Source organism: Jeotgalibacillus terrae (genome assembly GCF_016908195.1).
In the GTDB taxonomy this organism is placed as follows: Bacteria; Bacillota; Bacilli; order Bacillales; family Jeotgalibacillaceae; genus Jeotgalibacillus; species Jeotgalibacillus terrae.
The window spans coordinates 24,305-38,498 of the sequence record NZ_JAFBDK010000010.1; the positions used below are offsets into that span (position 1 = coordinate 24,305).

Consider the following 14,194-nt stretch of genomic DNA (forward strand, 5'->3'; position numbering starts at 1 on the left):
ATAGAAAGTAGGATTTTATGAAAACGCTATCAGAATGGAAGCTGCATTGGTTTGAACCAGGTTGTGAAAACCCGCTGACCATTGCTGCGCCGAGTTATATTGACCATTTCTGGATGACTGCTAAAGTACCGGGGGATGTACATTCAACTCTGATAGACAGGAAGCTGATTGAAGATCCCTTTGCAGGTCATAATGATTTGAAATGCAGATGGGTGGAAGAGAAAGAATGGTGGTACAGAACTGTATTTGAATGGACTTTAGACGATTCTGATGAGGGAATAACAGAATTAGCATTTGAAGGACTGGATACATACGCAACCATATATTTAAATGGAAAAGAAATCGGTTCTACTCAAAATATGTTTATCAGCCATACATTTGATGTAAGCCGTGAGCTGGAGGATGGCAAAAACACCATTGCAGTAAGGTTTGATCCTTTATCAAAACACGTTGAAGATAAAGAAAAAGATGTTTGGTGCAGTTATGGCAAAGAGAGGCTATGGGCGAGAAAGTCTTCTATGAATTTTGGCTGGGACTGGGGTCCAAGACTTGTAACAGCAGGAATATGGAAGGAAGTTACGCTGAAACGTAAAAGCAAAACAAGACTGAATCAAGTATTTGTGCATACCTCTGAAATAAATGAAGCAACTGCAAATATTGAAGTAAGTATGGAGTTGAAAAAATCTTTTAAACAGCGGGGTACTTATACAGCCACAGTTTCATTATTTGATGGAATAAACGAGGTCGAGGATTCTATCGATATCGATCGTTCATCAGGAAAGCTTGAGATGAGAGTCGACAATCCAAAATTGTGGTGGACGCATGATCTCGGGGAGCCATTTCTTTATGATTTGACCGTTACGCTGAAAAATGAAGAGGGTTCAACGATCGATTCATACAAACAGAAATTTGGCATCCGTATGATTGATGTTGAAATGGAGCATGAAAATGGAGAGAAGCTCTTCACTTTTAATCTGAACGGTATAAGAGTTTTTGCTAAGGGCTCTAACTGGATTCCGGTCCATAATTTCCTCGGTGCGACTGATAATGATCGCTATAAGAAGCTGCTTTATCTGGCAAAAGAAAGTCACATGAATATGATTCGTGTCTGGGGAGGCGGAATTTACGAAAAGAACGTCTTTTATGAAGAGTGCGATAGGCTGGGACTGCTTGTGTGGCAGGATTTTATGTTTGCCAATGCGCTGTATCCGGACTATAACCACAACTTTATGATGGAGGTTGAAGAAGAAATACAATTTGTAGTGAAGAAGCTGCGTAATCATACCTGTCTGGCGCTGTGGTGTGGAAACAATGAAATTGATTGGATTTATGATAGAAAATCTTCAAGTGGAGAAATTACCACACCATTTTTTGGTGAGAAGATTTATCATGACTTAATTCCGGCAATACTTCATGATCTTGATCCAAACAGGCTGTACTGGCCAAGTTCACCATTTGGCACGGATGGAGAAGAGGACCTTGATGCAGAGAGTATTGGTGACAAGCATAATTGGCAGGTCTGGCATGGCAATGTAGAGCCCAGAAAAATCGGAGAGCCAGTCGTTCAGGATATTTCGCAAGAGGGCGTATCATTTAAAAAATATAAATCTGACTATACACGTTTTTCAAGTGAGTTCGGTATGCACGCTTCATCTAATCGATATACGCTGCAAAAATATATTCCGGAAGGTGAATTTTACTGGAAAAGCGAAGAGATGTCTTACCGGAATAAAGATCATTTCCATGAAAAAGGCATTTTGCTGATGGAAGGGTTCACAGGGATTCCATCTACGATCGAAGAATATATGGATTTTTCAATGCTGACGCAGGCTGAAGGTTTGAAATATGGTATTGAACATTACCGTCGGCACAAGCCTTTTACAAGTGGTGCGTTGATCTGGCAGCATAATGATTGCTGGCCGGGTACAAGCTGGTCACTGATTGATTATGAACTTCTGCCCAAAGCTTCATTTTATTACGCAAAGAAATTCTTTGCACCTGTTATTGCAACTGTAGATCATGACCCCGGCAAGCCTGCAATCATTACGGTCATTAATGACATGAATAAAAAAATCAAAGATACTTTAACATTAACCGTTGAGACATTTGTGGGGGAAGTTGTCTTTACTAAGGAAATCCCCTATGAAGTAGAGAAAAACAGTGTAGTCATACTGGACGAAATCGAAGAAATTAAACTTCTTCAGGGGCAGCCGCCGGAAAAAGTATCTTTAACTTTGCAGTCTGCACACCATGTTTTCCCGGAGAATGTCATCCATTTAAGAGACTTTAAAGATATGAACTATGAAGAAACGCACCTTACAATCAAATCGGATCAGGCAGCACAGACGATCACACTGAAAGCAGACCGGTTTGCGAGATTTATCACGCTTGATATTCATGAGGGAGAAGTGCTCTGCTCTGATAATTTCTTTGACTTGAAAGCAGGGGATGAAAAGACCGTTCAAGTTACTTCATTAAATGGTCATGAGGTGGAAATAGATAAAATCGGGGTACGTGCAATAAATAGTAAGGCATAAAGAAGTTAAATCACTCTATGATTTTAAGCTTTATAAACCGGTTAGCTTAAAAGAACACAAGGCCGTCTAAGTGCGGGGGCAAGCCGTGTTAAAAGGCTTACCCATTATTGGATACTGAAAGGTGTTGAGATCAATTATGCTAATGAGTTTCAGGTGGTATGGAGAGGATGACCCTGTTACGCTTGGCCATATTAGACAGATTCCTCAAGTGAAGGGGATTGTTTCTGCTGTGTATGATATTCCGGCGGGAGAGGTCTGGCCGCTTGAGAGAATCGAACAGCTGCAGCAACAGATTGGTTCTTTCGGATTTGAATTATCTGTGATTGAAAGTGTGCCAGTGCATGAAGATATCAAAATGGGGAAGCCGTCCAGAGATGGTTTAATTGAAAACTATCAACAAACGTTAAGAAACCTTGCGCACGCTGGTGTCAAGACAGTCTGTTATAATTTTATGCCGGTTTTTGATTGGACACGTACCAATCTGACGGCTTCATTGAAAGATGGCTCACATTCGCTTGCTTATGAGGAAGAGGCTGCTAGGGCAATTAATTTACTTGAAGGGTCCCTGACACTGCCCGGTTGGGATTTATCCTATCAATCAGAAGCACTTGGTATGATCATGGCAGAATATCAGGAAATTAATGATGAGCAGCTTATGGCTCATCTGGTTTATTTTCTTGAAAAAATCATTCCGGTTGCTGAAGCGTGCGGTATTCGTATGGCAATTCATCCGGACGATCCACCATGGCAGATTTTTGGTCTTCCAAGAATCGTGACGAATAAAAAAAATATAGCTTATATATTAGATCGTGTGAAAAGTCCATCCAACGGATTAACATTTTGTACAGGTTCTTTTGGTGCTTTGGAGAAGAATGACTTAGTTGAGATGGCTGAGACTTTTAGCTCTCATATTCACTTTGTTCATGCAAGAAATATAATCAGAACTGGCGAAAAGTCTTTTCAGGAAACATCTCATTCTATTCATGACGGCTCATTGCCAATGACTGAGATCATATTAAAGCTCCTTGACTGTGGTTATCAGGGGCCAATCCGTCCCGATCACGGCAGAATGATTTGGGGTGAAGAAGGGCGACCGGGTTATGGCCTTTATGACAGGGCACTTGGAGCAGCTTATTTGAACGGAATCATTGACACATGGCACACCAAAAACCAGGGGTGAGATTTTAATGAAAAAAATGAGAGCATTTGAACAGTTGCTTGACGCGAAGCTTACCGTAGTCATAAGAGGTTCAAGTTCAGAGGAGGCTGTGAAGACAGCGGAAGCATGTCTTGAAGGTGGAATCAGAAGTCTGGAATTTACTTTTACTAATCCAGAAGCTGACAAGGCGATCAAACATTTTGCTGATAACAAAAATATAATTGTAGGAGCAGGTTCTGTCATTGACTCTGAAACGGCAAAATTGGCAGTTCATGCTGGAGCTTTATTTATTGTGGGGCCGCATTTCAGCATGGAAGTCGCAAAATTTTGTAACCGTTATCAGGTTCCTTACCTGCCGGGCTGTATGACGGTTAAGGAAATACTTGATGCTTTGGAGATGGGCGTCTCAATCATTAAGCTGTTTCCGGGTGAGATGTTTTCACCTTCATTTATTAAAGCTGTCAAAGGTCCTGTTCCTCAGGTAGATGTGATGCCTACAGGAGGTGTGACTCTTTCCAATGTAAAGGACTGGTTTGAAAACGGTGCGATACATGTGGGAGTAGGCGGAGGCATTACAAAAGATGCGGTAAACGGCAACTATGAAGCAGTCGTCGTTAAAGCCCGCGAATTCATGCAGGCTGTGAGTGAGGTGTCAATATGAGTAGTGTTATTTTAATGGGTGAGATCTTATTAAGGTTAACCACACCTGACTTTATGAAAATAAAAGAAGCGGACCACTTTCAGACATTTGTGGGAGGGGCCGAACTGAACACGTCTGTTTCACTTTCACACTTTGGTCACTCCGTTGCACTGGTATCAGCAGTTCCTGATAATGATTTGGGGGATAAAGCAAAGCTTTTCTTAAAAACTCATGGAATTGATCATACTTTTGTTGTAGACAAACCGGGCCGACTTGGTCTTTACTTCACTGAAGAAGGATTTGGGGTGCGTCCATCTAAAGTTTTATATGACAGGACTGGCACATCCGTTTTACACTTGGATGAAAAGGATATAAATTGGGATGACTTATTTGAAAATCGTGACCTTTTACATATCACAGGGATCACGCTTGCGCTTTCAGTTGAACTACGTAACCTTGCGATCAGAGTTGTAAATGAAGCAAAAAAACGCGGAATCACGATCAGCTTTGATTGTAACTACCGCAGCAAGTTGTGGACTCCTGAAGAAGCGGCTGAAGCTTACAAACAGATTCTGCCTTTGACTGATATATGCTTTGCAGGGCAAAAAGATTTCACTCATATCTTAAAGTGGGGTCATGAAAAGGATTTTTCACCAGAGACACTTCATCAATATTACAAAAAAGCAGCCAGTGAGTACGGCATCAGCATGTTTGCCTGTACGAATCGTATAGTCCATACTTCAGAAGCACATCATCTGCAGGGGTTTCTCTATACAGGTGGAAAATTTCTCGAAACACCTTCTTATTCAATAAAGGTCCTTGATAGAATTGGCAGTGGAGACAGTTTTGCAGCTGGAATTCTGCACGGTTGGCTTGAAAGAAAAAGTCAGGAAGCAACTTTGCAATTTGGAATCTCGTCCTGTGTTTTGAAGCATACAACTAAGGGAGACTACAGTTCTTTTACAGAAAAAGAAATCAATGAGTGGATAAAAAATAGTGCGGCTCAAGATGTTTTGAGATGAGAAGTATGGAAAAATAGGAATGCTAAAAAGAGGTACAGAGCACCAATGGGTGTTCTGTACCTCTTTTATATAGCAAAATGTTCTCATAATAATATTAGTTTAAAGAGTTATTCATTTCGTGATATGATAATAACAAAAATAACTTTTGGAAGATAGAGGGGGTGGGGTTTTGCAAAAGAAAAAGGTCACAATGCAGTTAATAGCTGATAAGGCTGGAGTTTCTAAATATGTGGTGTCAAAGACTCTCAATGGAAAACCAGGTGTGAGTGATGCTACACGTAAAAGGATTATATTTATTGCCAAGCAATTAGGGTACCTTAAGACTGAGACCTCACTGGAAATTGATACAATTAAGGCTGAATCATCATCAGATAGTTTTGTATTAGTTGTTATGCCTAATCACCGTCATCAAAATTCTGAATCCAGCTATTGGAGCATCATTTTTAATGGAGTAGTGGATTATCTTGAAGAATGTGGTATAGGTGTAGTTGTCATCTCCAGTAGAAACTATTCATCAGGAAGTGTGAATACTTCTAATATTTTAGGTATCATCACGGTCGGTCTGGTATCTACAGAAATGCTTCTTGAGTTAAATAAACATCAGGTACCTTTAGTAATGATTGATCATCATGATTCACTCATTAAAGCAGATTCAATTTTTATGGATAATTTTGAAGGGTTGTTCAAGCTTACTTCATACTTATTAGGATTAGGTCATACAAAAGTAATTTTTGTCGGAGATATTTATTATGCCAGCAGCTTTTATGACAGATGGCTTGGATTTCGAACAGCAATGGAAAAAACATCTCCCAATTTTGATCCTAAAATGCATCTTTTAAATATTCCATATAGCTTTAACGAAATAGATCATGGCATTGATCAATATTTAGAGCAGATGGAGAAGGTCAATAAAACTCCTACTGCTTTTGTATGTGCTAATGATGAAATTGGTGAAAGAGTGATGAATGTAGTAAAAGGAAGGGGGTACAAAATTCCGTATGATGTGTCTATTACAGGGTTTGATAACTTGGAAAAATCTATGCTTTTAGACCCTCCTCTTACTTCAGTTCAAGTAATGAAAGAAACAATTGGAAAAAGAGCTGTCAGTAAATTACTATGGAGAATCAAAAATACTGAATACCCCTCTGAAAAGGTTTCAATTAGTACGGACTTAATTATTAGAGCTTCAGTAACAACGCCAAAAAAAGTTAATGTTGAAAAAGCACCTATTTAATTTAATAGATACGTTAAAAAATCCTGCTGGTTTATTACTAACAATTAGCAGGGTTTTTTTGTTATTTATTGATAAAAATCCTATATAACAATAATAAATAACAAAAATAACTCTATAAAGATTGATATATTAGAAAATTTTAAAAAATAAAAGTATTTACATAATGGTGTGCTGTGGTAAAATCAAATTTGTAAATAACTTTTTAATAACAAAAATAACAAAGGGGGAAATGTTATGAGAGAATTAAAGAGGATGAAAATGGGAGCTCTGGTAGGTGTAACTGTCATGGGGATGGCGTTAGCTGGTTGTGCCGATACAGGGAGTAGTAATGGAAATAATGAAAGCGGTAACAATAGTGAAGATGTTGAGCTGACAATGTGGCTGTGGCCGGGCTTTGGCTTAGAAAATCTATTAAAAGAATACGAGGAAAATAATCCTGGAATTAAAGTTAACCTTCAGGAAGCTGAATATGCTGATATTCATCAAAATCTGATTACTGCACTAGCTGCTGGTTCAGGAGCACCTGACATTTCAGGAATAGATGAAGGGTATTTAGATCGTTTTATGGAAAATCCTGATCATTTCCATAACTTAATGGACTTAGGCGGGGAAGAATTAAAAGATCAATACCTGGATTTTAAATGGCAGCAGGGTACTAACGCTGACGAAAGCTTTTTAATTGGAGTTCCAACTGATGTAGGCCCTATGGTCATGGCTTATCGAGCTGATATTTTTGAAGAAGCTGGGTTACCAACGGATCCTGATGAGGTAGCCGAAAAAATGGGCACTTGGGAGGAATATATAGAAGCAGGTAAGCAGCTTCAAGAGGAAACGGGCTCTTTTATGTTTAACAATTTGTCAGATCTTTATACAGCAATTTTGGAACAGGGTTCACCACAATACTTTGAAGATGATGGAACTTTTATTGCAGGAGAGAGTGAACGTAATCAATACGCATGGGACCTTGCAACTTCTGCTGTTGACATTAGTGCAGGTATTGATCGAAGTACGACAGAATGGGGAGCCGGCGTGGCTGCAGGCGAATTTGCGACTGTTTTCTTACCGCCATGGATGCTGCAGAACATTAAAAATGATGCGCCGGATACTTCAGGCCTTTGGAATATTACGAATATGCCCGAAGGATCAGGAAATTTTGGAGGTTCATTCTTATCCATTCCTTCAGAAAGTGACCATCCGGAAGAAGCATATGATCTTGTAACATGGTTGATGGCACCAGAGCAGCAATTGAGAATCTTTGAAGAAAATGGTCCATTTCCTTCAACTCCTGAAGTATACGATGATCCGGCAATTCAAGAACTGCAGGATGATTTCTTCTTACGTGATGATTTAGGTGCATTATACGCTGAAGCTGCCGAAGAAATCGTTTATGGATATAAAGGATCTTTACATGAACCGGTAGGAACGTTATTCCGTGATGCTTTACAAACAATTGAGGATGGAACAAATTCAAAAGAAGAAGCCTGGAACGGAGCGATGGAAGAAGCTGAAAGACAGATCAACAGATAACAAGCATTCTTACAAAATAGAGGCTGATAATAACGGTCTCTATTTTGTTTGACAGGTAGTCTATTGGAAACTATGGGGGAGTATAATATGACTAATAATATTGCTGTAAAGCAGGAGAAGCGTAATAAGGTTAAGGTCTACAACCAAAAGAAAACTGATCGTAACACCGGCTGGTTATTTATTTCACCATTTTTTATCTTGTTTGGAATCTTTGGTGTTTTTCCTCTGATTTTTACTGCATTTCTTTCTCTCCACAGATGGGACATCTTAGGTACAAGAGAATTTATCGGTTTTGAAAATTACATTAACTTATTCGTAAATGACCCGTTATTTTGGAAAACTTTAGGTAATACAATTAGTATCTGGCTCATGTCAACCATACCTCAATTAATTATTGCCCTTATGATTGCATTTTTCTTGAATCAAGCTTTTCTTAAAGGAAAAACGCTTTTCAGACTTGGTATATTTGTTCCAAATGTCACATCAGTAGTTGCTGTCGGAATCGTTTTCTCAGCAATGTTTGGAACTCAATTTGGGGTTATAAACTATGTAATTAATTTAGTAGGGTTGGACTCGATTAACTGGAAAGGTTCTTATTTAGGTACTCATGTAGCGATCGCCGCAATGGTGTTATGGCGTTGGGTAGGGTATAACACCATTATTTATCTTGCCGGATTGCAAAGCATTAGCAAAGATATCTATGAAGCTTCTACGATTGATGGGGCGAATAAATTCCAACAGTTAATCTATATTACAATTCCCATGCTGCGTCCAATTATCATATTTACCGTTATTCAATCAACTATTGGTGGCTTGCAGCTTTTCGCTGAACCATTGATTTTTGGTGAAGGAGGAAATTATCAGGGGTTAACGATGACTCTTTATCTATATCAGGAAGCTTTTACCCGTTTCTCATTTGGTTACGCAGCTGCAATTGCCTGGATGATATTCTTCATCATTATTATTATTTCTCTAGTTAATCTGTTTATTTCACAAAGGATTAAGTCAGCATAAGGGGTGAATTGATATGAATGAAGTTGGTCAAAATAAATTTGGGATCACGTTGGTGTATTTATTTCTGATTATTGTAACCTTAGTATCTATTTTTCCTTTTTATTGGATGTTTGTAGTAGGTTCAAATGATACATCAGCCATTAATCAATTTCCACCTGCAGTGATTCCTGGCAACAGTTTCATAGAAAACATGCAAAAAGTATTTGAGCGGATTGATTTTATTGGAGTGATGATGAATTCACTCATTATTTCCGGTTCGGTGACGCTGTCTGTGTTATTTTTCTCTTCCTTAGCAGGCTATGCATTTTCTAAATTAACATTTAAAGGAAGAGATGCTGCTTTTGTTTTCGTTATTGCGACTATGATGATTCCGCCTCAGCTTGGGTTAATTCCAAATTTTATGCTGATCAGCTGGCTGGGTTGGATTGATAGTTTCAGTGCAGTCATTGTTCCTTCAATGGTTAGTGCGTTTGGTGTCTTTTGGATGAGACAATATATCGGCTCGTCAGTACCGTATGAACTAATTGAAGCTGCGCGGGTAGATGGCTGTTCACACTTTAGAATCTTTTGGAGTATTGTGCTTCCGATTATTCGTCCTGCATTGGCGACACTTGGGATTTTCACATTTATGATGACTTGGAACGACTTCCTTTGGCCGTTGGTTGTCTTAAAAGATAAAAGTGTACATACGATACAAATTGCCTTGAGAACATTAAATGACGTATATTCTACGGATTACTCTATGATTCTGGCTGGTACTTTTATGGCTACTGTTCCTATACTGATCGTATTCTTAATTTTTAATAAGCAATTTATAGCAGGTCTTACTGAAGGCGCTACAAAAAATTAATTAGATAAAGTCCTTACAATGATTAATAAGGCGGGGATCTAATTGGAGAAAATTAATCATGCAACAAAGTGGCTGTGGAATTTATTGATATTACATGCTTTATGGATCGCATTCAGTTTAAGAGGGGGAATTCTATTAGGTGTTTTCCCCTCCACTTCTGCAGTTTATGCCGTAGTGAGAGACTGGCAGTTAAAGGGCGGGGAAGTAGATATGTTCAGATCGTTTAAAAGGTCATACAGCAGCCTGTTCAAAACATCTAATGCATTGGGATGGACTATTCTTGTGCTGACATTTATCAGTGCAATTAATTTTTTATATATTCCTATTTACAGTTCTGAATGGCTAAGGCTTACTATGTACGCTGTTTTATTCTTTATAATGTTTATCCTAATCATTTTATGGATGTTCTTATTTCCAGTATTAGTTCATTATCAATTTACAAAAAAGATTGCTTATTCTATAGAAGTAGTTAAAACCGGATTTTTATCCGTTTGGGGACTCATTCTTCAACTATTGTTTACAGGGCTTTATTTATTAACGGTGTATTACCTTCCTCCTTTGATGATTGTGCTGGGAATAATTCCGTTAGCCATCTTACAGACTATTGTCACTTTAAACATATTTCGCGATAAGGGGTTAAGTATGTAAGGGCGATACGAGGGACAGGTTTGCAACAGATAGAAAAGCAGCATACAAAATAAAACTTTTTAATGACTTTAAAATAGCATTTCACTCAAAAAATATTGTTAACATACAAGTCAAATGGAGGTCATCCAATGGACACGATTAAATTAAACAGCAACTGGACAATGACACACGAGAGAAGCAGTCAGTCGATTAAGACCGAAGTGCCTTCCTCAGTAATGAACGACCTTTTAAACAACGGTGATATTCCAGACCCTTTTTACCGCGATAATGAAGACCAGGCTCTTGAAATAGCAGCTCGTGATTATTTATATGAAACCGTCTTTAAAGTAGAAGAAGCTATGTTAAAAGAAGATTCAGTGAGGCTGACATTCGAAGGAATTGATACATTATCTGAGATTACACTGAACGGATCATTAATTGGAACAACAGACAATATGCACCGCACTTATAGCTTTGAAGTAAAGGACCTGTTGAATCAGGATGAAAATAAACTGTCTATCAGGCTGAAGTCACCACTGGATTATATTTATGAGAAACAGAAAAAATTACCGCTTTTTGGTGTATCTGATGCAGAATCAGGATACCCACATCTGAGAAAGGGTCACAGCATGTTCGGATGGGACTGGGGACCGCGTATGCCAGACCTTGGTATCTGGAGAAGTGTGACGCTGTCTTCTTATTCTAAGGGGCGCATTGATGATGTGTATATCACACAGGAACATAACGATTCAGTTAAGCTGAAACTAAGAATCGGGATGGAAAAGCTTTCAGGTTCTCAGTTTGATGTGCTGGTCAAAATTACTGACCCTGCCGGAGAGTCTCAATCTGTAAAAAAAGAAGATGTTGAAGCCATCTCGCATGTTGAGGCATTTATTCATTCACCACAGTTGTGGTGGCCAAATGGATATGGAGAGCAGCCGTTATATACAATAGAAGTAACACTGCTTTCAGAGGGACAAGCAGTTCATCAGGAAACATTGAAGACAGGTCTGCGTACGATAAGGGTCAGGCATGAAGAGGATCAGTGGGGAAAATCATTTGAATTCGAAGTGAATGGTCTCAGCTTATTTGCAATGGGTGCGAACTATATACCTGAAGACAATCTTCTTCCAAGAAATTCACGTGATAAGACAGAACGCTTAATTAAGAACTGTGTAGAAGCGAATTATAATATGATTCGAGTTTGGGGAGGCGGCATCTACCCTGAAAAATATTTCTACGAGCTTTGTGATGAACATGGCCTGATTGTCTGGCAGGACTTTATGTTTGCCTGCAGCTCATACGATTTGAATGAACAATTCAGAGACACAGTCGTACAGGAAGTAGTGGACAATGTAAAGAGGCTCCGTCATCACGCAAGCCTTGGAATCTGGTGCGGGAACAACGAGATTGAAGAAGCCTGGGAACATTGGGGAGATATGTCAAAAGATCCGATCCGAAAAGCAGACTATATAAAGCTTTTTGAATATATCATTCCTGAACTATTAAAAGAGCACGATCCTGAAACATTCTACTGGTCATCTTCACCATCTTCAGGCGGTGGCTTTGATGAACCGCGAAATCCTGATAGAGGAGACGTTCACTATTGGGAAGTATGGCATGGGTTGAAGCCGTTCACTGAGTATGAAAAATATCATTTCCGTTTCTGTTCAGAATTCGGTTTTCAATCATTTCCTTCTTTGAAAACAGTAAAAACCTTTACAGAACCGGATGATCGAAATATTTTTTCTTATATTATGGAAAAGCATCAGAAAAATGGAGCTGCTAACGGGAAAATTCTATATTATCTATCAGAAAATTTCCTGTATCCGAAAGATTTTGACTCAATGATTTATGCATCACAGCTTCTGCAGGCTGAAGCAATTAAGTATGGTGTTGAGCATTGGAGAAGGAACCGCGGAAGATGCATGGGTTCACTTTACTGGCAGCTTAACGACTGCTGGCCGGTTGCATCATGGAGTTCTATTGACTACTATGGCCGGTGGAAAGCCCTTCACTATTTTGCCAAAAACTTTTATGCGCCTGTTTTATTGTCTGTGCGTGAAGAAGGGAACGACGTAGAAATTCATGTAACAAATGACAGTCTTAAAGCAGTGAGAGCAGAAGTAGAGTGGAAGCTTAAAACCCATACTGGAAATGAACTCAGAAGTGGTAGTCTGACACATGAAGTTCAGCAACTGACAGCTGAAAAATGTGCGACTCTTACATTATTGGGACAACTGACTGAACAGCAGAAACAGCACACTTATCTGGAATGCACCCTCATAGTCAATGGAGTCGAGGTGAAGACGATCACACATCTATTTGTAAAACCGAAACACTTTCAGTTTACAGAGCCTGCAATTAAAGCTGCTGTTAACGAAACATCAGACGCTTTCGAAATTGAACTGACATCACAGTCTTTTGCGAAATTCATTGAGCTTGACCTGAGTGACAATGACTGTGTATTCAGCGATAATTATTTTGATCTTTCACCAGGGAAATCAGTCAGAGTGAAAGCAGAAAAAAGCAGGCTTCGGAAAGAAATGACGCTTGATTCACTCAAAGAACAACTCTCAATCAGAAGTATTTATGACATGAGTGAGCATGGCGGGTCCGGTCAAAAATCTGCAAAAATACAGGCAGGTGTTCGCTAAATGACAGTCACAATCGGTGTTGATCTTGGAGGGACTAATCTGCGTGTTGCAGAGGTAGAACAAAGTGGTAAGATCATTCAGATTCTGTCTGAGCCGACTGAAGCAGAATTTGGGTTCAACCATACTATTCAGAAAATGATTAGAATGATTAAAGCAATTGCTGAAGGCAGGGAAATCAAGGGAATTGGGATTGGTGCTCCGGGTCCATTGAACCCAAAAAAAGGAGTGATCCTCAGTCCTCCTAATCTACCCGGATGGAATGAGGTACAAATCGTTCATATGATCCGGGAGTATTTTCATACAAAAGTATTCCTGACGAATGATGCCAACGCTGCTGCTTTAGCAGAAGCAAAAGCAGGAAGTGGAAAAGGTTTTGAGAGTGTTTTTTACTTGACCATCAGCACAGGTATTGGCGGTGGCTTCATTATCAATGAAAGAATCTTTGAGGGTGCCCAGGGTTATGCAGCAGAAGTTGGAAACATGATTATTAACCCCAACGGATACAAGCACTCAAATTTAAATCCGGGATCATGGGAAGGGCATGCGAGCGGTACAGCAATTGGAAGAATAGGTAAGGAACGTTTCCAGGCCAGAGGTACAGCAGAAGTTTTTCAACTCGCAGAATCAGGAGATACCCGTGCTTTGCAGCTGATTGAAGAAACAGTTGATGCACTGGCTATCGGAATCGCAAACATTACTCACATCGTTAATCCGGCAGTATTTGTAATTGGTGGAGGTGTGATGAAATCTGAAAAAATGATTTTAGAGCCGGTAAAAGAGAAAGTTAAAAATTATGTATACCCAGGACTAAAAGATGCAATTAATATCAGACCTGCTGCTTTAGAGGGAAATGCCGGCGTCATCGGCGCTTCATTTTTAGTGGAGTAAACAATATGTGAAAGCGAAGTTTGGCAGCGTCCGAAACTT

General features: G+C 39.3%; 11 protein-coding genes. All 11 read left to right on the forward strand.

Going from position 1 to position 14,194, the window contains the following annotated elements; genetic code table 11:
* The first annotated feature begins 17 nt into the window (after positions 1-17).
* The 11 genes from JOD21_RS11405 (at position 18) to JOD21_RS11455 (ending at position 14,155) form a co-directional block, all read left to right on the forward strand.
* Positions 18-2,537: a beta-mannosidase gene (locus JOD21_RS11405; RefSeq protein WP_204729742.1), complete on the forward strand. Its 2,520-nt coding sequence runs from the start codon at positions 18-20 to the stop codon at positions 2,535-2,537.
* Between the two features lie 136 nt (positions 2,538-2,673).
* Positions 2,674-3,717, forward strand: coding sequence for a mannonate dehydratase (gene uxuA, locus JOD21_RS11410; protein ID WP_204729827.1), 1,044 nt, complete (start codon positions 2,674-2,676; stop codon positions 3,715-3,717).
* Positions 3,718-3,724: 7 nt separating this feature from the next.
* The gene (locus JOD21_RS11415; protein ID WP_204729743.1) at positions 3,725-4,357 is read left to right on the forward strand and encodes a bifunctional 2-keto-4-hydroxyglutarate aldolase/2-keto-3-deoxy-6-phosphogluconate aldolase; all 633 of its coding nucleotides are present in this window, start codon (positions 3,725-3,727) and stop codon (positions 4,355-4,357) included.
* A complete protein-coding gene (locus JOD21_RS11420) occupies positions 4,354-5,358 on the forward strand; it encodes a sugar kinase (RefSeq protein WP_204729744.1) in 1,005 nt (334 codons plus the stop codon). The genes JOD21_RS11415 and JOD21_RS11420 overlap by 4 nt, the downstream gene beginning before the upstream one ends.
* A 169-nt stretch (positions 5,359-5,527) precedes the next feature.
* Positions 5,528-6,592 (forward strand): LacI family DNA-binding transcriptional regulator, encoded by a 1,065-nt coding sequence (locus JOD21_RS11425; protein ID WP_204729745.1) that lies wholly within the window; start codon positions 5,528-5,530, stop codon positions 6,590-6,592.
* A gap of 234 nt (positions 6,593-6,826) precedes the next feature.
* Entirely contained in the window at positions 6,827-8,119 is a 1,293-nt protein-coding gene (locus JOD21_RS11430; protein WP_204729746.1) for an ABC transporter substrate-binding protein, read from the forward strand.
* Between the two features lie 87 nt (positions 8,120-8,206).
* Complete coding sequence (locus JOD21_RS11435) at positions 8,207-9,133, forward strand: carbohydrate ABC transporter permease (protein WP_239581558.1); 927 nt, start codon at positions 8,207-8,209, stop codon at positions 9,131-9,133.
* A 13-nt stretch (positions 9,134-9,146) separates the two neighbouring features.
* Positions 9,147-9,983 carry a carbohydrate ABC transporter permease gene (locus JOD21_RS11440; RefSeq protein ID WP_204729747.1) on the forward strand — a complete coding sequence of 279 codons (837 nt, stop codon included), beginning with the start codon at positions 9,147-9,149 and terminating at the stop codon, positions 9,981-9,983.
* A 42-nt stretch (positions 9,984-10,025) separates the two neighbouring features.
* A complete protein-coding gene (locus JOD21_RS11445; protein WP_204729748.1) occupies positions 10,026-10,631 on the forward strand; it encodes a YesL family protein in 606 nt (201 codons plus the stop codon).
* Between the two features lie 128 nt (positions 10,632-10,759).
* A complete protein-coding gene (locus JOD21_RS11450) occupies positions 10,760-13,267 on the forward strand; it encodes a beta-mannosidase (protein ID WP_204729749.1) in 2,508 nt (835 codons plus the stop codon).
* A complete protein-coding gene (locus tag JOD21_RS11455) occupies positions 13,268-14,155 on the forward strand; it encodes an ROK family protein (protein WP_204729750.1) in 888 nt (295 codons plus the stop codon).
* The last annotated feature ends 39 nt before the right edge of the window (positions 14,156-14,194 follow it).

What these genes read in the sequence shown, in the direction of transcription:
- JOD21_RS11435 (WP_239581558.1), top strand. Translation starts at nt 8,207, where the DNA reads ATGACTAATAATATTGCTGTAAAGCAGGAGAAGCGTAATAAGGTTAAG.
- JOD21_RS11440 (WP_204729747.1), top strand. Translation starts at nt 9,147, where the DNA reads ATGAATGAAGTTGGTCAAAATAAATTTGGGATCACGTTGGTGTATTTA.
- JOD21_RS11415 (WP_204729743.1), top strand. Translation starts at nt 3,725, where the DNA reads ATGAAAAAAATGAGAGCATTTGAACAGTTGCTTGACGCGAAGCTTACC.
- JOD21_RS11420 (WP_204729744.1), top strand. Translation starts at nt 4,354, where the DNA reads ATGAGTAGTGTTATTTTAATGGGTGAGATCTTATTAAGGTTAACCACA.
- JOD21_RS11405 (WP_204729742.1), top strand. Translation starts at nt 18, where the DNA reads ATGAAAACGCTATCAGAATGGAAGCTGCATTGGTTTGAACCAGGTTGT.
- JOD21_RS11450 (WP_204729749.1), top strand. Translation starts at nt 10,760, where the DNA reads ATGGACACGATTAAATTAAACAGCAACTGGACAATGACACACGAGAGA.
- JOD21_RS11430 (WP_204729746.1), top strand. Translation starts at nt 6,827, where the DNA reads ATGAGAGAATTAAAGAGGATGAAAATGGGAGCTCTGGTAGGTGTAACT.
- JOD21_RS11455 (WP_204729750.1), top strand. Translation starts at nt 13,268, where the DNA reads ATGACAGTCACAATCGGTGTTGATCTTGGAGGGACTAATCTGCGTGTT.
- uxuA (WP_204729827.1), top strand. Translation starts at nt 2,674, where the DNA reads ATGCTAATGAGTTTCAGGTGGTATGGAGAGGATGACCCTGTTACGCTT.